Annotated in this window: 18 protein-coding genes and 1 riboswitch; of the genes, 12 read left to right on the top strand and 6 right to left on the bottom strand. The window is 65.6% G+C overall.

Annotation, left to right across the window (positions count from 1 at the left end; genetic code table 11):
• The first annotated feature begins 3 nt into the window (after window positions 1-3).
• Entirely contained in the window at window positions 4-768 is a 765-nt protein-coding gene (gene egtC, locus G9E11_RS16720) for an ergothioneine biosynthesis protein EgtC (RefSeq protein ID WP_190607740.1), read from the top strand.
• Window positions 765-1,751 (top strand): L-histidine N(alpha)-methyltransferase, encoded by a 987-nt coding sequence (gene egtD / locus G9E11_RS16715; RefSeq protein ID WP_190607738.1) that lies wholly within the window; start codon window positions 765-767, stop codon window positions 1,749-1,751. Before egtC ends, egtD begins: the two co-directional genes overlap by 4 nt.
• Window positions 1,752-1,793: 42 nt before the next feature.
• Here egtD and G9E11_RS16710 read toward each other — a convergent pair whose 3' ends face one another.
• Window positions 1,794-2,978 carry an aminotransferase class V-fold PLP-dependent enzyme gene (locus G9E11_RS16710; RefSeq protein WP_190607735.1) on the bottom strand — a complete coding sequence of 395 codons (1,185 nt, stop codon included), beginning with the start codon at window positions 2,976-2,978 and terminating at the stop codon, window positions 1,794-1,796.
• 409 nt (window positions 2,979-3,387) lie between these two features.
• On the opposite strand from G9E11_RS16710, the gene G9E11_RS16705 reads away from it, so the two are divergent.
• The 4 genes from G9E11_RS16705 to G9E11_RS16690 all read left to right on the top strand — a co-directional run bounded on the left by G9E11_RS16705 (window position 3,388) and on the right by G9E11_RS16690 (window position 8,715).
• Window positions 3,388-4,773, top strand: coding sequence for a protoporphyrinogen/coproporphyrinogen oxidase (locus G9E11_RS16705; protein WP_190607733.1), 1,386 nt, complete (start codon window positions 3,388-3,390; stop codon window positions 4,771-4,773).
• Between the two features lie 49 nt (window positions 4,774-4,822).
• Window positions 4,823-5,716, top strand: a complete 894-nt coding sequence (gene dapA, locus G9E11_RS16700; RefSeq protein ID WP_190607731.1) for a 4-hydroxy-tetrahydrodipicolinate synthase — start codon at window positions 4,823-4,825, stop codon at window positions 5,714-5,716.
• A gap of 2 nt (window positions 5,717-5,718) precedes the next feature.
• The gene (locus G9E11_RS16695) at window positions 5,719-7,212 is read left to right on the top strand and encodes an aldehyde dehydrogenase family protein (protein ID WP_190607729.1); all 1,494 of its coding nucleotides are present in this window, start codon (window positions 5,719-5,721) and stop codon (window positions 7,210-7,212) included.
• Between the two features lie 165 nt (window positions 7,213-7,377).
• Window positions 7,378-8,715 (top strand): MFS transporter, encoded by a 1,338-nt coding sequence (locus tag G9E11_RS16690; protein ID WP_246468996.1) that lies wholly within the window; start codon window positions 7,378-7,380, stop codon window positions 8,713-8,715.
• A 156-nt stretch (window positions 8,716-8,871) separates the two neighbouring features.
• Here the strand turns inward: G9E11_RS16690 and G9E11_RS16685 are convergent, their stop codons facing one another.
• A complete protein-coding gene (locus tag G9E11_RS16685; RefSeq protein WP_190607727.1) occupies window positions 8,872-9,219 on the bottom strand; it encodes a hypothetical protein in 348 nt (115 codons plus the stop codon).
• Between the two features lie 168 nt (window positions 9,220-9,387).
• Here G9E11_RS16685 and G9E11_RS16680 point away from each other — a divergent pair, with 168 nt between their 5' ends.
• The 3 genes from G9E11_RS16680 to G9E11_RS16670 all read left to right on the top strand — a co-directional run bounded on the left by G9E11_RS16680 (window position 9,388) and on the right by G9E11_RS16670 (window position 10,901).
• Complete coding sequence (locus G9E11_RS16680; protein ID WP_190607726.1) at window positions 9,388-9,657, top strand: hypothetical protein; 270 nt, start codon at window positions 9,388-9,390, stop codon at window positions 9,655-9,657.
• 61 nt (window positions 9,658-9,718) lie between these two features.
• On the top strand, window positions 9,719-10,021 hold the full coding sequence (locus G9E11_RS16675; RefSeq protein WP_102973153.1) for a DUF4193 domain-containing protein: 303 nt from the start codon (window positions 9,719-9,721) through the stop codon (window positions 10,019-10,021).
• Window positions 10,022-10,352: 331 nt separating this feature from the next.
• Complete coding sequence (locus G9E11_RS16670; protein WP_190607724.1) at window positions 10,353-10,901, top strand: AMIN-like domain-containing (lipo)protein; 549 nt, start codon at window positions 10,353-10,355, stop codon at window positions 10,899-10,901.
• Between the two features lie 161 nt (window positions 10,902-11,062).
• Here the strand turns inward: G9E11_RS16670 and G9E11_RS16665 are convergent, their stop codons facing one another.
• The 3 genes from G9E11_RS16665 to G9E11_RS16655 are packed head-to-tail and all read right to left on the bottom strand — an operon-like array spanning window position 11,063 to window position 14,751.
• Window positions 11,063-12,625 carry an APC family permease gene (locus G9E11_RS16665; RefSeq protein WP_190607722.1) on the bottom strand — a complete coding sequence of 521 codons (1,563 nt, stop codon included), beginning with the start codon at window positions 12,623-12,625 and terminating at the stop codon, window positions 11,063-11,065.
• A 12-nt stretch (window positions 12,626-12,637) separates the two neighbouring features.
• Entirely contained in the window at window positions 12,638-13,663 is a 1,026-nt protein-coding gene (locus tag G9E11_RS16660; RefSeq protein ID WP_190607720.1) for an agmatine deiminase family protein, read from the bottom strand.
• On the bottom strand, window positions 13,660-14,751 hold the full coding sequence (locus G9E11_RS16655; RefSeq protein ID WP_190607718.1) for a nitrilase-related carbon-nitrogen hydrolase: 1,092 nt from the start codon (window positions 14,749-14,751) through the stop codon (window positions 13,660-13,662). The genes G9E11_RS16660 and G9E11_RS16655 overlap by 4 nt, the downstream gene beginning before the upstream one ends.
• A 231-nt stretch (window positions 14,752-14,982) precedes the next feature.
• Here G9E11_RS16655 and G9E11_RS16650 point away from each other — a divergent pair, with 231 nt between their 5' ends.
• Complete coding sequence (locus G9E11_RS16650) at window positions 14,983-15,462, top strand: Dps family protein (protein ID WP_190607715.1); 480 nt, start codon at window positions 14,983-14,985, stop codon at window positions 15,460-15,462.
• A 112-nt stretch (window positions 15,463-15,574) separates the two neighbouring features.
• On the opposite strand, the gene G9E11_RS16645 is transcribed toward G9E11_RS16650, so the two are convergent.
• On the bottom strand, window positions 15,575-17,146 hold the full coding sequence (locus G9E11_RS16645; protein ID WP_414635208.1) for an MFS transporter: 1,572 nt from the start codon (window positions 17,144-17,146) through the stop codon (window positions 15,575-15,577).
• A gap of 72 nt (window positions 17,147-17,218) precedes the next feature.
• On the opposite strand from G9E11_RS16645, the gene G9E11_RS16640 reads away from it, so the two are divergent.
• On the top strand, window positions 17,219-17,758 hold the full coding sequence (locus G9E11_RS16640; protein WP_076803542.1) for a TetR/AcrR family transcriptional regulator: 540 nt from the start codon (window positions 17,219-17,221) through the stop codon (window positions 17,756-17,758).
• Between the two features lie 125 nt (window positions 17,759-17,883).
• Window positions 17,884-17,982, top strand: a riboswitch (glycine riboswitch).
• 201 nt (window positions 17,983-18,183) lie between these two features.
• On the top strand, window positions 18,184-19,647 hold a 1,464-nt coding region (locus tag G9E11_RS16635; protein ID WP_479686153.1), incomplete at its 3' end, for a glycine dehydrogenase.

Raw genomic sequence — 19,647 nt, 5'->3', positions numbered from 1 at the left:
CCCATGTGCCGTCATCTCGCCTACATCGGGACGCCGATGCCGCTGGCCGAGCTGCTGCTCGTCCCCGACCATGGGCTTTTGGCGCAGTCGTGGGCGCCGCGCCGCCAGCGGTACGGAACCGTCAACGCCGACGGTTTTGGCGTCGGATGGTACGCCCCGGGCGATCCCGTGCCCGCCCGCTACCGCCGTTCCGTCCCGATCTGGGCGGACAGGTCCTTTGCCGACGTCGCCCGGGTCACTTCCAGCCCCGCGGTACTGGCAGCGGTGAGGTCGGCAACGCCGGGGATGCCCCCGGATGAGTCAGCAGCTGCGCCGTATGCGTGCGGTCGCTGGCTTTTTAGCCACAACGGCCGTGTGGAGGGCTGGCCGCATGCGCTGGAGGAACTGGCTGCTTCCCTCCCGCCCGCACGGCTGCTGGCCCTTGAAGCGCAGGTCGATTCAGCGTTGCTCTGGGCCCTTGTGCAGGAGCGGCTTGCCGCGGGCCTCGCCGCCGGCGAGGCGCTGATCCAGGTGGTCAGCGCTGTCTCCTCAGTCGCTGGTGGCAGATTCAACTTTCTGCTCACCGACGGCACCGCCATCGCGGCTACAGCCGCCGGTGACAGCCTGTTTTGGCGGACCGGCCCCGGGGGCGTGGTCGTCGCCAGCGAGCCTTCCGATGAGGGCCCAGGGTGGCAGGAGGTCCCGGACAATTCCCTCCTGACCGCCACCCCCGGCCACGTCGAAGTTCGTCTCATTCCGACTCTCACGAAGGAAAACGCAGCCACATGAGCCTCTCCGCCGACCGCAGCGACATCGTTCACCACCTGCCCCCGGACCACCTGGAGCGAAGCCTGCGCGCCGATGTGCTCGCGGGGCTCAGCTCGTCACCCAAAACGCTGCCGCCGAAGTGGTTCTATGACAAACTCGGCAGCGCGTTGTTTGAGCGCATCACGGACCTGCCGGAGTACTACCCGACACGGGCCGAACGCGAAGTGCTGGAGCTCTTCGCCGCTGACATGGCTGCCGCGAGCCCGGCGGAGACGCTGATCGAACTTGGGTCCGGATCGTCCAGGAAAACCCCATTGCTGCTGGATGCCCTGCGGCAGGCGGGACCTCTTCGCCGCTACGTCGCGGTGGACGTCAGCGACAGCGCTCTGCTGGATGCACGCAACGAGCTGGCTCCGGCCTTCCCCGATCTTCAGCTGGATGCCGTGGCAGCGGACTTCGAATCCCAGCTGCACCTGCTCCCGCACAACGGACGCCGCATGGTGGCGTTTCTGGGCGGCACCATCGGCAACTTTGAGCCGGCGGCCAGGGCACGCTTTCTCGCGGGGATCCGCGAGCTGCTCGGCGGAGAGGGTGGTTCGCTGCTTCTTGGCACGGATCTGGTGAAGTCACCGCACATCCTTGTTCCGGCATACGCCGACGCCGAGGGGGTCACCGCCGAATTCAATCGGAACGTGCTCCGCGTCCTCAATGCCCAGCTGGGCGCAGATTTTGACGTGATGGCGTTTGATCATGTCGCTGTGTGGATGCCCGAGGAAGAGTGGATCGAAATGCGGCTGCGGGCAACGAAACCGATGCTCGTGCGCCTGCCGGCTGTGGGCCTGGACGTCAGGTTCGACGAAGGCGAGGAACTTCGCACCGAGATTTCCGCGAAGTTCCGGCTCGAGGGAGTGGCCAATGAGCTCGAATCGGCCGGTTTCTCCATCGCAGGGCAATGGACCGACAGCCAGAACCGCTACGCCATGACGCTTGCGGAAGCCGTCTAAGCCGTCCTGCTGAGTGCACACCATGGGTCGGAGCGCGCCCGCTCACCGACAGAGGAGGCCCACCAGCCGCAGGATCTCGTCCTCGGTGTTGTAGTAGTGCACTGAGGCGCGCACCACCATTTCCGCCGCATGTGAGCTTCCGGTGAGAATGGCTTGGACCTCATTTGAGGGCCTCGGAGCCACCGAGACATTGATCTGGTGGTCCGCCAACCGGGCCCTGATGTTCCCCGCCTCGCTTCCCTTCACGGAGAACGTCACGATGCCGCACCGGGTGATGCCGTGGTCGTGGACAGTAACCGCCGGAAGCGCCGCCAACTCCGTCCGGAGTTGCTCGGCAAGCGAGCCCACGCGCTCCTGCACACCGTCCAGACCCAGGGCCAGGGCATAATCGACGGCCCGGCCCAGACCCAGCCGCCCGGCGATGCTGGCCTCCCAGCTTTCAAAACGGCGCGCATCGCCGCGAACTTCAAAACCCTCGGCGCCGGAAGAAACGGTAGACATCCCGTCCAGGATGAGCGGGTCAAAACGCCCCAAAACCGAGGCGCGCACATACAGGAAGGCGGTGCCGCGCGGCCCCCGGAGAAATTTCCGCCCTGTTCCAGCCAAGACATCACAGCCCAGAGACTCCACGTCCAACGGCATCTGGCCCACAGACTGGCACGCGTCGAGCACAAACAACACCCCGGCAGCACGGCAGCACCTGCCCACCTCCGCTGCCGGATTGACCAGGCCGTCCGCCATGGGCACATGCGTCAGAGCGACCATGGCCACGCTTCCACGGTCGAGCTCCCTCTGAAGATGTTCCACATCGACCTGCCCGTAAGGATCGTCGTCGAGAACCACAATTTGCAGGTCATTCCGGCGCGCAAGTTGCCGCAACGCGATGACGTTGCCCGCATACTCCGTGCGGCCTATCAGCAGCCGCGTGCCGGGGACAAAGGGGAAGCTGTGCATCGCCACAGCCCACGCTCGGCTGCCGCTCTCCGCGAGGGCAATCTCGTTCGGCCGTGCCCCGATCAGGTGCGCGACGGAGCAATACACATTTTGCAGCCGGTCAGCTGCCTCCTCCGCCGCTTCATAACCGCCGATTTCCTCCTCCCGACGCAAATGTCCCACCACGGTCTCCGCCACCGGACGGGGGACGAGCGAGCTTCCAGCGTTGTTCAAATGGGCCACGTTCAGGACTCCGCGGGTCTGCTGGCGCACCGCGCGCACATCAATCGACATAAGTAACATCCTGCCCCAAAAGCCATGAGTCGGCTGCGGGCGTTTCGGGGGAGTTTCTGACCACGTATCGCGACTTCCGAGGGGGTTAGAGGCCATTATCTGGACAAAAACTCGGGGGAGTTAAGGAAAGTACGACGCCGGCCGGTCGCCTTGTCAGCTGGCCGGCGTCGTTGTGGTGAGACCGCCGTTCCTGTCGCGGTGGCGGGGATTCCGTCTGGTTCTCAGTAGTACTTCCGCACATCCGAAAAAAGCTATTGCATTAATCATACAATGATGTATCTTTACTTTGTGACTAGGGGCACACCCCGCTAGCAGGATGCTCTAGCCACCACATATCTTCCTCACCGGCGGATGCCTTCTTAGCCGGCAGCCCCGCACCCTGAATCCCTGAGTAAGAGAGTTCAAAATCATGAAAGATGTAGTCATCGTCGGCGCTGGACTCGCCGGACTGTCAGCAGCATGGCGGCTGCGGCACTGGGACACCGTAGTTCTCGAGTCGGAGCACCGCGTCGGTGGGCGGATCCGCTCGGAGCGCCGGGGTGCCTACTGGCTGAACTGGGGCGGGCACGTCTTCGCCGGCCCGGGGTCCTCCACCGATGCCCTGCTCAACGAGGTCGGCGTGACTTCTGTCAACATTCCGGGCTCGCTCCAGGCCCTGTCGATGAATGGAAAGTTCATCCGCAAGGGGCACATCGCCACGTACCCGTTCCGCATCCCGATGTCCCTGTTGTCCCGGATCGACACGCTGAAGGCCGGCATGAAGGTTGTCAGCGGTGTCGCCAAGTACACGGGCGTTGTCCGGAAGCGTGCGGGGGAGTCCGGTGCGATGCGGCAGCAGCGCATCTACGACTTCGAGAACAACAGTTCGTTCCAGGACTTCATGGGAGACCTTTCAGAGGATGCAGCCGCACTCTTCAAGACCACGGTCACACGCTCCGCCGGGGACATGAACGAGATCTCCGCCGGCGCCGGCATTGGCTACTTCAGCCTGGTGCTGGGTATCGGCCAGGGCCTGAGCCAGGGCATCGTCGGTGGCCCGTCCACCCTGACCGAATCGGTCGCAGCCTCACTGGGCGACCGCATCCAGCTCGGCGCCACCGTGCAGGAAGTCGTGCACAAGAAGGAATCCGTCGTCGTCCGTTACAGCCAGGGCGGCACCGACCACGAAGTGGAGACCCGCACCGTTGTCCTCGCGACCACCGCTGACGTGACACACAGGATCGGCGTAGACCTTCCGGAAAACCTGCGCGGTGCGCTCGGCCAGATCAAGTACGGCCCGCACGTCAGCACGGCCTTCCTGACCAATGAGACCTCGGCTCGGCCCTGGGACGACATCTATGCCATCGCGGCGCCGAAGCGCTCGTTCGCGATCGCACTGAACCAGGCGAGCATCGTCCGCGGCACCGAGTCCGTACGCAAACCCGGCGGCAGCCTCATGACCTTCTCACCGGCCAGCCTCGGGAAGGCCCTGCTGGAGAAGAGCGACGAGGAAGTCATCGAGACCCACCTCGCCGACCTCGACCAGGTCCTGGGCCACGGGTTCGCCGACAGCGTCGTCGAGGCCAAGACCGACCGCTGGAAGGTAGCTTCCCCCTACTGCTTCCCCGGCCGGGCCAAGCTCCAGTCCACTCTCATGCGCGGGACCGACCGCGTATTCCTGGCCGGCGACTACCTCGGAACCCTCTACACCGAAAGCTCCATCACCACCGGGTTCTCGGCAGCGCAGGAGGCCGCAAGCCTGCTGGCCACTCACCGCCAAGCCCCGCCGCAGTCCGGCCTCTCGATCGTCGCCTAACCACCCATCGTTCACCACACCTGTACATACTAAAGAAGAGGAATTACTCATGACCAACGACCTCCGCGGTGTCCTGACCGCACTGTCCACCCCCTTCAAACAAGATGGCGCCCTCGACGGCGACACCCTGCGGCTCATCGTTGACCGCTCGATCGACGCCGGCGTCGACGGCGTCGTCGCCGCCGGATCGACCGGCGAGGTCGGTGCCCTGTCCTCCGAGGAGCGGCTGCTCCTCATCAACACCGTCATTGAACAGGCGAACGGCCGCGTGCCCGTTATCGCCAACACCGGCGCCACCTCCACCGCCGAGGCCATCCGGCTGTCGCAGGCGGCCGAAAAGGCCGGCGCGGACGTGCTCATGCTGATCACGCCGTACTACGAGCCGCTGTCCCTGGAAGAGACGGTCACGTACATCAAGGACGTCGCCCGGTCCGTCAGCATTCCGGTCATGCTCTACAACATCCCGGCCGTCACCGGCGTCAACCTGGACCCGGCCACCGTCCGCGCGCTGGCCGAAGAAGTGGACAACATCAAGTACATCAAGGACTCCAGCGCCAACTGGGAACAGGCCCTTCAGCTAATCCACCACCACTCGGACGTCATCGGCACCTTCATCGGCTGGGACGTTTACCTCTACGGCGCACTGGCTGAAGGCGCAGCGGGCGTGATGGCCGGAACGGCCAACGTTGTCCCCAACGAAATCGTCGCTGTCAGCCGCCTCATCGCCGAAGGCGACCTCACCGGCGCCTTGGAACTGTGGAAGAAGGTGTACCCGGTCATCGACGCACTCCTCTCCGTGCCGTTCATCCCGGCCGTCAAGGCCGGCCTTACCCTGCAGGGCCTTCCGGCCGGCTCGCCCCGGCGCCCCACGGCCAATCTCAATGCCGAGGACCTCGCCCGCGTTGAGCAGGCCCTCTCCGCCCTCAACGTAAAGGTGGGGTAGCCATGGCAACGACAGAAACAGCACTGTTCACCGTCCGCCGGACGGGAGAGGCGCCCACGCCGTCCCTCCCTCCTTTCGGCCAGTTCATCGGCGGGAAGTTCGTCGCCCCGGTTTCGGATGCCACCGCCGATGTGGTGAATCCGGCCACCGAGGAGACCATCATGCAGGTCCCCTCCGGTTCGGTTGAGGACGTCGACGCCGCCATCGCGGCTGCGGTCGCGGCCAAGGCCGGCTGGGCAGCGAAGACCCCCAAGGACCGCTCCTCTGTCCTGCTGCGCATTGCGGACATCATTGAGGACAACCGCGAACTGCTCGAGACCCTCGAAGCTGTCAACACCGGCAAGCCCGCGGCCGTGGCCGAGGACGACATCTCAAGCGCGGTTGATACCTTCCGGTTCTCCGCCGGCGCTGCCCGTGCCTTCACCACGCTCGGCGCTGACGACTACGCAGAGAACCACACCTCGGTGGTCTTCCGCGAACCCGTGGGCGTCGTCGGCGTGATCACCCCGTGGAACTACCCGCTGCTGATGGCTGCCTGGAAGATCGCCCCGATCCTGGCCGCCGGCAACACCCTGGTGCTCAAGCCGTCGGAGCAGACTCCGCTGACTACGCTCAAGCTGGCCGAACTCATCGCCGCCGAGGTTCCCGCCGGCGTCCTGAACATCGTCACCGGCTCCGGCCGCGTTGTGGGCAACAGGATTTCGGAGCACCCGGACGTGGACCTCGTCGCCATCACGGGAAGCGTCGGCAGCGGCCAGAAGGTTGCCGAAAGCGCAGCCGCCACCGTCAAGCGCGTGCACCTGGAACTGGGCGGCAAGGCACCCGTCGTCGTCTTCGACGACGCCGACCTGGCGGCCGCGGCCAAGGGCGTACGCGAGGCCGGATTCTGGAACGGCGGGCAGGAATGCGGCGCGGCGTGCCGCGTGCTGGTCCATGAGTCGGTCGCGGAGAAGTTCACCGAGCTGCTGGTCCGCGAGGTGAGCGAGATCTCTGTCGGCGCCCCCGGTGCCGGTGACGACGTCGAAATCGGTTCCATGATCTCCAAGGCCCACTACGAGAGGGTCCTGGCCGCACTGGAGGAGATCCGCAAGGACGGGCTGACGATTGCGGTCGGCGGCAACGCCCTGGAGGGTCCGGGCTACTTCATCGAACCCACGGTCGTCACGGATGTGCCTGCGGGTGCCGCGATTGCGAGTAACGAGATCTTCGGCCCGGTCGTGTCGGTGGAGACCTTCAGCACCGACGAGGAGGCCATCACCAGGGCGAACGAAACCGTCTACGGGCTGGCAGCCTCGGTGTGGACCACGAACTCCGCCCGCTCGCTTTCCGCTCCCCGCCGGCTCGATTTCGGCACTGTCTGGGTCAACTCGCACCTGGTCATTGCCAACGAAATGCCATGGGGCGGCTTTAAGGGCTCCGGTTACGGCCGGGACCTTTCCATCTACGCCCTGGAGGACTTCTCCCGCACCAAACACGTCATGTACAACCGCGGCTGAGGCCAGCCCGGCCCTTTCGCCGGAGCCACTTCCCACACATCCACCTAGCCTTACGCACGCAGTGCGCCTCATTGACCGGGAGGTCAAATTGCGCGAATGCCAGCTTCTCAATGTCGCGAACACGGCAAAAGCCGCCTCGTCCATCCCAACCTGCCAGGAGTGACCATGTCATCCATGAAGAACCGAACCGCCCATCGGAGTACGGACCCGGCGGCGGGCAAACGACGTTTCCTGATCAGAATGGTCACGGTCCTGATCGGCGGGATGGTCCTGGACGGCTACGTCTTGGGCATCATAGGACCGGTGTCGGGGAGGATGGCCGAGGACCTGCAGCTCACCCCGTTCTGGCAGGGCCTGATCGCCGCAGCCGCCCTGATCGGTATCCTGATCGGTTCACCGATCGGTGGCTGGATCTCCGACAAGTGGGGCCGCAAGCCAATTTTCATGTTCGACATCGGCCTGTTCGCGATTGCGTCGGGAATGCAGTTTTTCATCGACTCACCGGTCTGGCTCATTGTTGTGCGGCTACTGATGGGCATCGCTATCGGCACCGAGTACGCGGTCGGCTGGCCCCTGATGGCCGAGTTCTCGCCAACGCACCTGCGGGGGCGGCTCATGGCCGCCATGGGTATCGCCTGGTACGGCGGCTTCATGATCGCGTTCCTGATCGGCCATCTGTTGAACGAATACACGGATCTCAGCTGGCACTTCATCCTGGGGACCAGCACGTTCATCGCGGTGGCCCTCTTCCTGGGCCGGCTCGGCATGCCGGAGTCACCACGGTGGCTGTGGAGCGTAGGCCGCAAGGATGAAGCGCGCGCCCTCGCCTACAAGTACATGCCGGACGACGCGCTTGACGACGTCCAGCACGAGGACGTCCGCAAGGGCAGCTTCGGGATGCTGTTCTCCAAGGAGTACTGGCGCTCCACGCTCTTCATCTCCGGGTTCTGGTTCTGCGCCGTGACGCCGTACTTCGCAATCGCCACGTTCGCCGACAGCGTCCTGGAACAGTACGGCCTCGCCGGGGGACTCGCCGGCGGAGTCGGGCTGTCCGCGGTCGCACTGGCCGGGGTCGTGGTCACGTTCCTGCTGATCGAAAAGGCCGGCCGCCGCACCCTGACCGTTCCGCCGCAGTGGCTGTGCGCCGTCGTCCTCGGGATCATCGGCCTGTGGGCCGGAGCGCCGGCACCCGTCGTGCTCGTCCTGTTCCTGGTCTTCTCGTTCTTCAACGCGGGGTACAACACATTGACGAACGTCTACCCGGGCGAAGTCCTCCCGACGGAGATCCGAGGGATCGGAACAGGCTTCGCAGCCGCCATCAGCCGGGTCGGGGCAGGCATCGGTACCTTCCTGTTGCCGATGTCCATGGAAGCCCTCGGGTCCGGCCCGACCATGCTGATTGCCGCCGGTGTCGCACTCGCCGGTGCCGCGCTGTCCCAGTGGCTGGCTCCGGAGACCAAGGGCAAGACGCTTACAGAAGCCGCCGCCGGGTACGCACACTAACGAGGGCGTTGCCCACCGCCGGTCAGATGGGCACCGCCGCAACAGTCGGGCACTACCACGCCAGTGAAGCCCTGGCCTGCTGAGCCGCAGCGCTGAAACCCCTCCCTTCCGGCGCTTCGCCGGAAGGGAGGGGTTCTTCGTTCGGCGGTGACAGCGCTAGTCCGCGTCAATCTCCTCCAGCAAGTCCTTTGCGGCCTTGCGGATGTCGTCGTGGTCGTACTGCGCCGCCCGGCTCTCCAGCGAAATAATGGCGCAGCGGTGGACCTTTTTAAGGTCCCCGAAAGGGAAGCTCACGCTGCCCTTGGTGCCCTCGGACTTCTCCTTATCAATGCCGAGATGCCAAATCGAAAACTCGTCGAAGCCGTGCTTGTCGATAAAGGAGTTCTCGTCGTCAGTTGACGGCGCGTGTTCACTCCAGTCATCGCGGACATCCCGCTCCACTTTCCCTTTCTTCACGAGGCTGCGTGCGTGCTCCAGTGCCTTGCGGTTCAGTTTCGTCGCCATGTGGTGCCTCCGCCTGCTGGGTGGTCAGATCCAGGAACAGGTCAAGGCTAAGACCGACGACGGCGCCCCGCCAGTCCGCTCTGCTGTGCGGCGTATCTGCCGGGAGACTTAACAGGCAGGAGACTGCGCGGAAACGTGCCCACAACACGGGCCGCATAGCTTGGCGCCATGACCATGACAGAGATGCTCACCCGGATGCGTGCGGCGCTCACGGAATCCCTGCTCTTTTCTCCGGTTCCTGCCACTTCCGAGCAGGCCAACGATGCCCTCCAGGAGGTCACGCGCTGGGCCTGGCTGCCTCCGCTCAGCGGGGTTGCCGTCGCGGCAGAGCACGCGCCCGGAACCCGCCCAAATGACGCCGGCAAGGCCGCGGAACAGGCCGAAAAGACGGATTGGTGTCGCGTTGGCCACACTATTCTTGACGTTGCCGATTTATGACCTAAACTGCTTCACTGAGGTGCCTGAATGGCGCTGTGCAGCAACGAAAGTGAACAACGCTATGGCTACCGATTACGACGCCCCACGCAAGACAGAAGAAGAGACTCCCTCCGAGTCTCTGGAGGCCCTCCAGGCGTCCCGCGGCGGCGGTGCCCAGACCGCCGTCATCGACCTCGACGAGAACGACACCGCCGAGGGCATCGACCTTCCGGGCGCCGATCTTTCCAACGAGGAACTGACGGTCATCGTCGTTCCCGAGCAGTCCGACGAGTTCACCTGCGGCTCCTGCTTCCTGGTCCGTCACCGGTCCCAGGTGGCCAAGGAAAAGAACGGCCTGAAGTACTGCCACGACTGCGAAGGCTAAATACCCTTCCGCGCATGTCCTCCTTTGCGGCAAGGCAGCCTTCATAGCCAGGCAGCATTCAGAGCAAAGCCACGCGAGGCGCCGGCTCCCGACGGGGAGGCCGGCGCCTCGCTTTTTCCCCACCAACGCCGTTATCCGCGGTAACGGAAACGTGGAGAATAGGCCACGAACGTCTCTCGATGCCCTTAAAAGGACGCCGGGAATTACGGCCCCGTGACCCGGTTTTTGCGATATTAACGGTTGCGCCCCGAACCGGCCACATGCCTCGTTTAGTGCTTTTGGCGCTCCTATTCTGGAGTTATCCAAACACTCACTCGAAAGGGGTGGCCAAATGAAAAAAATTCCCGCCTGGCTCACAGTCATCCTCCTGGCTGTTGGACTGGGCCTGCTGGCTCCGGGCTCCGCCTCGGCGGCCTCCTACTGCGGGCAGGTGTGGGGCTCGCTGGCGAAGGCAAACCAGACCATGAGCACCGCAGCTGTCACCAATGTCCGCACAGGGCAGCACTACTGCTTCGACCGCCTCGTGATCGATCTCAAGGGCAAAGCCAAGGGCTACAACGTCCGCTACGTATCCAAAGTGGCCCAGGAAGGCTCCGGCCAGCCGATCAAGCTCCGTGGCGGCGCATTCCTGCAGCTCACCATCAACTCACCGGCTTATGACAATGCCACCGGCAAGGCCACCTTCATTCCGGCTAACCGGTCCGAGGTGACCAACGTGTCCGGGTACCACACGTTCCGGCAGGTCGCGTGGGCAGGCAGCTTCGAGGGTTACACCACCCTTGGCCTCGGCGTCCGCGCCCGGCTGCCGTTCAAGGTGTACACGCTGGACGGTCCCGGCTCCGGCTCCCGGTTCGTCGTCGACGTCGCGCACTACTGGTAAGATGCCTGCAGTAGGGGAGCCCAGCGGCTAATGGGACAAGGGGGTCCCCATACGTTCAGCTTCCTGACTGCCAGTTACAAGGCAGCGATGCAGCTAAATGCAGCGATGCCCCGCCTCCCGGACCGGGAGGCGGGGCATCTCTGCGTTTGCAAGCGGAAACGTTATTCGGGAACCACCAGCGCGGGGGTGTCCTTACGGATGGTGTCGCCGCGGAAGTAGCCGGGCCGCAGCCGGGCCATCACCAGCATGACGACAATTCCGAGGGCCAGGATTCCCACGCCGAGCACGAACACGAGCCCCACGCCGAAGATCTCGGAACCGCTGCCGAACTCGGGCGCCCAGCTGTCCGCGGCCGTCTGGATGAAGACGACGGTGAGGACCAGTCCGCCCACCATGGGGAACAGCAGCCGCATGAAGAAGTTGCGGACGCTGGAGAGCAGGCTGTGCCGGAAGTACCACGTGCAGGCGAAGGCCGTGAGGCCGTAGTAGAAACAGATCATCAGGCCCAGCGCCAGGATGGTGTCGTTGAGGACGTTCTCGCTGACCACCTTCATGACGGCGTAGAAGCCGCCGGAGATCCCGCCCGCGATCAGCGTGGCGAAGCCGGGGGACCCGAAGCGCTTGCTGACCGACGCGAAACGCGGCGGCAGGGCGCCGTAGTGGCCCATGGCCAGCAGGCTGCGTGCCGGGGAGGCCATGGTGGACTGCAGGGACGAGGCGGTGCCGGCGAGCACTGCGAGCGACATCAGGATGGCCAGCGGACCCATGACCGGCGAAGCCAGCGCGGCGAAGACATTCGACTGGTTGTCCGGGTTGTTCAGGCCGATGCCGTCGGCGCCAGTGCCTGCCACCATCATGGTGGCCACGATTACGGCGAGGTAGAGGGCCAGGACGGCGATCGCCGTCGTGGTTCCTGCCTTGCCCGCGGTGCCCTTGCCGCCCTTGGTCTCCTCATTCACGGTCAGGCACACGTCCCAGCCCCAGTAGACGAAAACGGCGAGTGACATGCCGGCGGTGAACTGCTCGAAGCTCTCGATCCTGGCGGGGTTGAACCAGTCCCAACTGAAGGCGAGGGACGGGCCGGCGTCACCGGATGCTGCGTGCGTGAGCGCCATGACGATGAAGACGCCCAGGACCAGGACCTGGAAACCGACCAGGCTGTACTGCACGAGCTTGGTGGCGTGCAGGCCGCGGTAGCTGACCCAGACGGCGAGAGCCACGAACGTGAGGCAGGTGGCAACATTGAGTGCCGTGTTGGAGGTCAGGTCCGCGAGTTCGGGGTTATTGAACACCTGGGCCAGGAAGAGGTAGAAGAAGTCCACAGCGACGCCTGCCAGGTTGGACAAAACAATGATGTTGGCCGCGAGGAGGCCCCAGCCGCCCATCCAGCCGACGAACGGGCCGAACGCCTTTGTCGTCCAGGTGAACGTGGTGCCGCTGTCCGGGGAGTCGGCGTTGAGCTCCCGGTAGGCGAACGCCACCAGGATCATCGGGATGAACGCGACGATAAAGATAGCGGGCAGCTGCACGCCCACCGTCCCGACTGCGGGTCCCAGTGAACTGGTGAGGCTGTAGGCCGGAGCCACCGAGGAAATACCCAGGACGACGACGGCCAGGAGGCCCAGCTGCCCGCCTTTCAGGCCCTTTCCGGTGATGCCGTGCGTTGCTTCGCCGGCCGGGGAATTCCCGGCGGGCTGGATGCTCTCACGCGTGGTTTGGCTCATGTCTGGCCCTTTCTAGATGGCAGCGGGCTGCTGCTGGGTAATGCAGTGGATGCCCCCGCCGCGGGCGAAGAGTTCGCGGGCGTCGATGCCCACTACCTTGCGCCCGGGATAGGCATCCGCGAGGATGCGGAGTGCCTTCTCGTCGTTGGGGTCGGAGAATGTGCAGGCGATGACTCCGCCGTTGACCACCACATGGTTGATGTAGCTGTAGTCCACGAAGCCCTCTGGATCCGTCAGGGCAACGGGCGCCGGGACCTCGATGATCGACCATTCCCGGCCGGCTGCGTCCGTGGTGGAGGACAGGAAGCTGACGATTTCCCGGCTCACCTCGTAGTCCGGGTGGGCGGGGTTCTGCTGGGAATGGACCAGCAAAGTGCCCGGGGACGGGATGGCGGCAACGATGTCCACGTGCCCGCGCGTTCCGAACCGCTGCGAGTCACGGGTGAGCCCGCGAGGCAGCCAGATCACCTTTTTGGCGCCGATGGTCCTGGCCAGTTCGGCTTCGACGTCGGCCTTGCTGAGCCCGGGATTGCGGCCCGGATCCAGCTGCACCGTTTCGGTGACCAGCACCGTGCCCTCGCCGTCCACCTGGATTCCGCCGCCCTCGTTGACCAGCTCGGACACCAGGTGCCGGGCGCTGGACCGGCCGGCCACCTCGGCGGCGACCAGCGAGTCCTTGTCCCAGCTCGCCCAGTCCTGAGCGCCCCAGCCGTTGAAGACCCAGGCCACGGCGCCCAGGGCGCCATTTCCGTCCAGGACAAACGTCGGGCCGATGTCGCGCATCCAGGCGTCGTTGAGTTCCGCCGTCAGCACCTCGACGGCAGGTGACAGGTAGCGGGCGGCGGTCCCGACGTCGGACGGGTCCACCACCATGGTGACCGGTTCAAACTCGACGGCGGCGTTCGCGACGGCGGCCCAGACGGACCGGGCGGCGTGCGCCTCCTCCGCGGTGTCCCCGAGGGTGTAGCCGCCCGTGGGGAAGGCCATCCAAAGCCGCTCCTGGGGCGCCGTTTCGGCCGGCATGCGCCACATGCTCATGCGCTGACCCGCTCGGTGGTTGAGCCGATGTCCCCGCTGGTTGAGGTCGCGTCCCCGTCGGTTGAGCCTGCCGAAACCCCTGCGTCGCTGCCGAACGGCTCCTCCGGGCGGACCGGCTCGGTGAGCCGGGCGTAGGTGTCCGGGCGGCGCGTGGTCAGGAACGGGAACAGCGTCAGCCAGTCCTTGCGCTGGTCCAGGTCGAGGTCGGCCACAAGGACAGCCGACTCGTCGCGCGGTGCCTGGACCAGGATGCGGCCGTAGGGGTCGGAGATGAAGGAGGATCCGTAGAAGTCCAGGCTGCCCTCCTGGCCCCAGCGGTTCGGGACCACCATGAACAGGCCGTTGGCTATGCCGTTGCCCACGATGACCTGCTGCCAGAGGGGCTGCGTGTCAAAGTCCGGGAACAGCGGCTCGGAACCGATCGCCGTCGGGTACACCAGCAGTTCGGCGCCGCCGAGGGAGTACACGCGGGCCAGCTCTGGGAACCACTCGTCCCAGCAGGTGGGCATGCCCAGCCGGGCGCCGCCGAGTTCAGCCGCGGCGTGGACCTGGTAAGCGTCCTCCGCGGCAGGGCCCTGGCGGAAGAACTTGTCCTCGTAGTATCCGGCGGTCACCGGGATGTGCAGCTTGTGGGTGCGGGCCAGGAGCTCGCCGGACGGGGACACGAGGATGGACGTGTTCAGGCCCAGGCCGTCATCCGAGCCGTCCGGGTTGCCGGCTCGCTGGAAGAGCGAGGCGTGGACGGTGATGCCGTTCCGGCGGGCGGCCTCGGCTGCGAAGCGGAAGGTGGGACCGGTCAGCAGGTCCTCGGCGGCGTCGGAAGGGCGCGGCCGCTCCTGGCCCTGCCGCCCAAGGTCATTCTCCGGGACCTGGTCTGCGGGGTAGCGGGAAAGGGTGAGCTCGGGCAGGAACACCACGGTGGCGCCCAGCCGGGCGGCACGGTCGATGCCCTCGTTGAGTTCCGCGCGGAGTGCGGCGGCGCTGCTGTGCCAGCGGTGCTGCACCACGCCGACCCTCAAGGCTGGACGTCCGGACGGCTCTGTCCGGGCGAGGGAAGCAGGCGCGTTGAGGCAGGTTATTTCGATCATGATGGTGATTTCTCCAGTGAGACGACCGTCACTAAATGAATGACGTTCATTTAGTATGCACCCGCCGCGGGGGTGAGGCAAGGGCAATTTGAACGTCACTCATTTATGACCCTTCTCATTCGGGGTGCGCAAAGTAGTAAGTAAGCTGATCGTGAAATTCTGCTTCCGCCGCTCCCGGCGCCGGAGCGCCTGCGGTAGCGTCGGAACCACTGGACCATTCGAGGAGGATTCATGAAGGCTTCACCGACACTGACCAACAACATGCAGGCCGTCCTGGCGGACCTGATCGAGCTGCACATCCAGGGCAAGCAGGCGCACTGGAACATCGTGGGAACCAACTTCAGGGATCTGCATCTTCAGCTGGACGAGATCGTCGATGCCGCACGGGCCTTTGCCGACGACATGGCGGAGCGCATGCGTGCCCTGCATGCCCTGCCGGACGGCCGCAGCGCCACCGTGGCAAAGGGGACCCACCTTCCGCAGTTCCCCGACGGGCTCATCAACACCAAGGATGCGGTCGACCGCATAGTCGCTGCACTCGAAGCGGCCGTGGGCACCATGCGCAAGGTCCATGACGAGGTGGATGAGGAAGACCCCACCACCGCAGACCTGCTGCACACCTTCATCGAAAAGCTTGAGCAGTTCGCGTGGATGGTGGGCGCCGAGAACATGAAGGCGTCGGCCAGCGCCACGAAGCCTGACAGCAAGTAGCCAGCGGGCCACGCGCGGCCGGCTGCGAACGGGCAGCCTCGGAGGAATTTCTCCGGGGCTGCCCGTTTCTGTGTCGGCTGCCGTGCGTGCGGCACCAGCTGCTGCGTCGCGGCTACTTCGCGCGCGGGACGCGGCGAAGTACGACGGCGGCGAGCACCGAGGCTCCCGCCATCAGTACCAGCGCAATCGCCGCGGTGATGTGGACGCCCGAATCAAACGCTGCCCGGGCGGCCGCCGTGAGCCCCTCGGCCACCGGGGCCGGCAGAGACCCCGCCAGCTCCACGGCGCCGGCCAGCGTTTCCCTGGCCTGGTCCGCGGACGCCGCCGGAACCGTGCCGCCAACAGCCTCGGGCAGGGAGAGGTGCTGCTGGTAGGACGCGGTCAGGATCGATCCCAGGATGGCTGTCCCCAGGAGTGAACCCACTTCGTAGCCCGTCTCGGAGATTGCTGCGGCCGCTCCGGATTTTTCCGCGGGCACAGATCCCAGAATCAGGTCATTCGAGATGGTCTCCGCGGACCCCACACCCAGCGCCAGAATGAGGAGGGCGGCCAGCAGTGCCGTGGGTCCGGTGTCGTGATCCCCGAACGCCACGAGGGCGTAACCCGTGGCGCTCAGCGCCAGTCCCGCGGCCACCACGAAGCCCGGGCGGATCTTCCGTACCAGCGGAACCACCAGCAGTCCGGCCACCACCATGGCGGTCAGGGCGGGCAGCATCGCCGTGCCGGATTCCGACGGCGACATGCCTTCAAGCAGCTGGAGATGCTGGGCCAAAAACAGGATGAACCCGTTGTAGGAGAACAGCGCCAGGACGTTGGCCGTGATTGCCGTGCTGAACACGCGGTTCTTGAACAGCGACAAGTCCAGCAGCGGGGACGCGAGGGCCCGCTGCCGGCGGACGAACACGAGGCCCATGGCCAGGCCAAAGGCCAGAACGCCGAGGGATTGCACGCCGGGGCCGTGGGTGGCCAGTTCCTTGATGCCGTAGACCACCGGCACCATGGTCAGCATCGACAGTGCAATGCTGGCCCCGTCCACCCGTCCCGGGCTGGGGTCCTTGGACTCAGGAATGAGGAAACGGCCGAAGACCAGCGGCGGCAGCATGATCGGTACGGCAACCAGCAGGACGGCGCCCCACCAGAAGTGCTCCACCAGCCAGCCGCCAAAGATCGGCCCCAGCGCGGCGCCGCCGGAGAACCCGGCAGCCCAGATGGCCACCGCCAGCCTCCGCCTGCCGGACTCCCGGAAGATGTTGCGGATCAGGGACAGTGTGGACGGCATGAGCATTGCACCGAAGAATCCCATGGCCGCGCGGCCTGCGATGAGCCACTCTGCGGTCGGGGCGAAGGCCGACGCCGCTGAGACCGCCGCAAAACCCGAAATGCCGACGAGCAGCAACCGGCGACGCCCGATCCTGTCGCCAAGGCTGCCCATGGCCACCAGCAGTCCGGCGAGGACCAGGGCGTATGCATCCACTATCCACAACAGCTGCACGCCCGAGGGGTCCAGGCTGCGGGCGATTGCGGGAAGCGCAAACGTCAGGGCGGTGTTGTCCACGGCCACCAGTAGGACCGGGAACATGAGCAGGGCCAGGGCGAACCAGTCGCGCGCGCCGCCACCGCTGGAAGGCTGGCGGTGCAAAGCCTCGGCGGCAGAAGTGCGCTCCGGGTGAAGGGCTGAGTTCATGGTCATGAGGTAACTATACCGTCTGGACGGTACAGTTATAAACCTGCTACTGAAGCGGGCATGATGGAAGCCATGCCCAGAAAACCGGTCGCCCGCGGCGCAGTGCTCGATGCGTTTGAATCCCTGCTGATCGAGGTGGGGGAGCGTGCCGCCACCCTTGACGCCGTGGCTGCCCGCGCCGGGGTGTCCAAGGGCGGGCTGCTGTACCACTTCCCAAACAAGGAAGCGCTGATCGGCGTCCTGCTGGACCGGTTGGACGAGTTCGCGGAGGCGGACGCGCAGGCCATGGCCGCGGCTCCCGAGGGTGCAGCCGCCTACTTCATCAAGTCGTCCGTCTGGGCGGACACCCCGCTGGACCGCGCCATCGTGGCTGCCACGAGGCTCGCCGAGGTGGCGCACGAGGAGACCCGGCGCCGGTTCGCACACATCCAGCAGCGGTGGCTCGACGAGATCGCCCGCGACGTCGGGCCGGGCCTCGCGAAGGCCGTCCTGTACATGGGTGACGGGCTCTACTTCAACGCCATGCTGTCGATCGGCCCGGCCGCGACGCCGTCGGAGACCGCGGCCGACGTCGAGAGCCTTCTTGCGGCCCTCGACCGGCTGCGGGGGTAGGCAGGCTGCGGGGGTAGCTGCGCCCCGGGCGTGTGCCAGCCCACGCCGCCACAGTTTGCAGACGCGATCGCGGCGTAGGAGAATAGCCTCTGTGACAGCTGTCACCGCTCAACTGAATATGCCTTCGATCTGCGGCGGGAGAGTCCTGCAAGTAGGTACAAGCAGGCGCCGTAGGAGCAAAACCTCCCCAGGAATCTCTCAGGCCCATGTACCGCTGCGGCAAGGCAACTCTGGAAAGCAGCAGGCTGCCCGCATTGAATGTTCCGCCACCGCGCGGAGGGTTCAGGGCATGCTGTGCTCACCGACGGTGCAAGCGGAGCTGTGCGTAGGCGCAGCAACGCGGAAACTCTCAGGTCCAATACAGAGCGGGGAGGAACCCGAATCACTGCGGCGTACCCTGCGCCGCCTTAGTTATGGAGTTCCTTTTGACCGTAGATTCAGCCTCCGCCTCCTTCGTCGACCGGCATATTGGTGCCCGCCGGCAGGCCGATGTCGAAGCCATGCTCAAGGCCGTCGGCTACGAGACTGTCGATGCACTGGTTGACACGGCAGTGCCGAAAGACATCCGGCAGGACTCCCCGCTGGAGCTTTCCCCGGCCCTGAGCGAAGTCGAAGCCCTCGCCGAACTCCGGAAGCTCGCGGCCAAGAACAAGACCGCCGTGCAGATGATCGGCCAGGGCTACTACGACACCGTCACGCCGCCGGTGATCCGCCGCAACATCCTCGAAGCCCCCGCCTGGTACACCGCGTACACCCCGTACCAGCCGGAGATTTCCCAGGGCCGGCTCGAGGCGCTGCTGAACTTCCAGACCATGGTCCAGGACCTGGTCGGCCTGCCGATCGCCAACGCGTCGCTGCTGGATGAAGCAACGGCGGTGGCTGAGGCCGTGCTGCTGATGCGCAGGGCCAACAAGAACAAAGACGCCAAGGACGGCAAGACCGTCCTGGATGCGGACTCCCTGCCGCAGACCATTGCGATCGTTAAGGGCCGCGCCGAGGCGCTTGGCTTCGAGGTTGAGGTTGCCGACCTGTCCCAGGGACTGCCCGACGGCGACATCAACGGCGTCGTGCTCCAGCAGCCCGGTGTCTCCGGCCGCGTCTTCGACCACACCGGGGTCATCGCCGCCGCCAAGGAACGCGGCGCCCTGGTCACGGTGGCCGCTGACCTGCTGGCGCTGACGCTCATCACCCCTCCGGGCGAGCAGGGCGCCGATATCGCCGTCGGCTCCGCCCAGCGCCTGGGCGTCCCGCTGTTCTACGGCGGACCGCACGCGGCCTACATGGCCGTGCAGAAGGGCCTTGAACGCTCCCTTCCCGGCCGCCTCGTGGGCGTCTCCAAGGACAACGCCGGCACTCCCGCGTACCGCCTGGCGCTGCAGACCCGCGAGCAGCACATCCGCCGCGAGAAGGCCACGTCCAACATCTGCACCGCGCAGGCGCTGCTGGCCATCGTGTCCTCCTTCTACGCCGTCTATCACGGACCGGAAGGCCTGAAGGCGATCGCCGAAACTGTACACGGCCACGCCAAGACCCTGGCCGCCTCGCTCAAGGCCGCCGGGCTGGACGTCCTGCACACCAGCTTCTTCGACACCGTGACGGTTTCCGTCCCGGGCAAAGCCGTCGGCATCATCGCCGCCGCCGAAGAGAAGGGCATCAACCTCCGCAGCATCGACGCCGACTCCGTGGGCATCTCCACCGATGAAACCACGACGCCGGCCATCGTCGCTGACGTTCTTGCTGTCTTTGGTGCCAAGTCAGTGGGGTCCACGGGCAGTTTCGCCCTGGATGCCGCCGTCGAGCGTTCCTCCGCGTACTTGCAGCATCCGGTGTTCAACACGCACCGTTCCGAAACCCAGCTGTTGCGCTACATCCGCAAGCTCTCGGACCGG

This window comes from Arthrobacter ipis (genome assembly GCF_014694315.1).
GTDB classification, from domain to species: domain Bacteria; phylum Actinomycetota; class Actinomycetes; order Actinomycetales; family Micrococcaceae; genus Arthrobacter; species Arthrobacter ipis.
The sequence above is the reverse complement of the archived record's forward strand: the minus strand, read 5'-3'. Positions and strand labels throughout refer to the sequence as shown.

Bases quoted from the DNA above. Each gene is read 5' to 3' on its own strand.
- egtC (WP_190607740.1), top strand. From the start codon at position 4: ATGTGCCGTCATCTCGCCTACATCGGGACGCCGATGCCGCTGGCCGAG.
- egtD (WP_190607738.1), top strand. From the start codon at position 765: ATGAGCCTCTCCGCCGACCGCAGCGACATCGTTCACCACCTGCCCCCG.
- G9E11_RS16710 (WP_190607735.1), bottom strand. From the start codon at position 2,978: ATGTCGATTGATGTGCGCGCGGTGCGCCAGCAGACCCGCGGAGTCCTG.
- G9E11_RS16705 (WP_190607733.1), top strand. From the start codon at position 3,388: ATGAAAGATGTAGTCATCGTCGGCGCTGGACTCGCCGGACTGTCAGCA.
- dapA (WP_190607731.1), top strand. From the start codon at position 4,823: ATGACCAACGACCTCCGCGGTGTCCTGACCGCACTGTCCACCCCCTTC.
- G9E11_RS16695 (WP_190607729.1), top strand. From the start codon at position 5,719: ATGGCAACGACAGAAACAGCACTGTTCACCGTCCGCCGGACGGGAGAG.
- G9E11_RS16690 (WP_246468996.1), top strand. From the start codon at position 7,378: ATGTCATCCATGAAGAACCGAACCGCCCATCGGAGTACGGACCCGGCG.
- G9E11_RS16685 (WP_190607727.1), bottom strand. From the start codon at position 9,219: ATGGCGACGAAACTGAACCGCAAGGCACTGGAGCACGCACGCAGCCTC.
- G9E11_RS16680 (WP_190607726.1), top strand. From the start codon at position 9,388: ATGACCATGACAGAGATGCTCACCCGGATGCGTGCGGCGCTCACGGAA.
- G9E11_RS16675 (WP_102973153.1), top strand. From the start codon at position 9,719: ATGGCTACCGATTACGACGCCCCACGCAAGACAGAAGAAGAGACTCCC.
- G9E11_RS16670 (WP_190607724.1), top strand. From the start codon at position 10,353: ATGAAAAAAATTCCCGCCTGGCTCACAGTCATCCTCCTGGCTGTTGGA.
- G9E11_RS16665 (WP_190607722.1), bottom strand. From the start codon at position 12,625: ATGAGCCAAACCACGCGTGAGAGCATCCAGCCCGCCGGGAATTCCCCG.
- G9E11_RS16660 (WP_190607720.1), bottom strand. From the start codon at position 13,663: ATGAGCATGTGGCGCATGCCGGCCGAAACGGCGCCCCAGGAGCGGCTT.
- G9E11_RS16655 (WP_190607718.1), bottom strand. From the start codon at position 14,751: ATGATCGAAATAACCTGCCTCAACGCGCCTGCTTCCCTCGCCCGGACA.
- G9E11_RS16650 (WP_190607715.1), top strand. From the start codon at position 14,983: ATGAAGGCTTCACCGACACTGACCAACAACATGCAGGCCGTCCTGGCG.
- G9E11_RS16645 (WP_414635208.1), bottom strand. From the start codon at position 17,146: ATGAACTCAGCCCTTCACCCGGAGCGCACTTCTGCCGCCGAGGCTTTG.
- G9E11_RS16640 (WP_076803542.1), top strand. From the start codon at position 17,219: ATGCCCAGAAAACCGGTCGCCCGCGGCGCAGTGCTCGATGCGTTTGAA.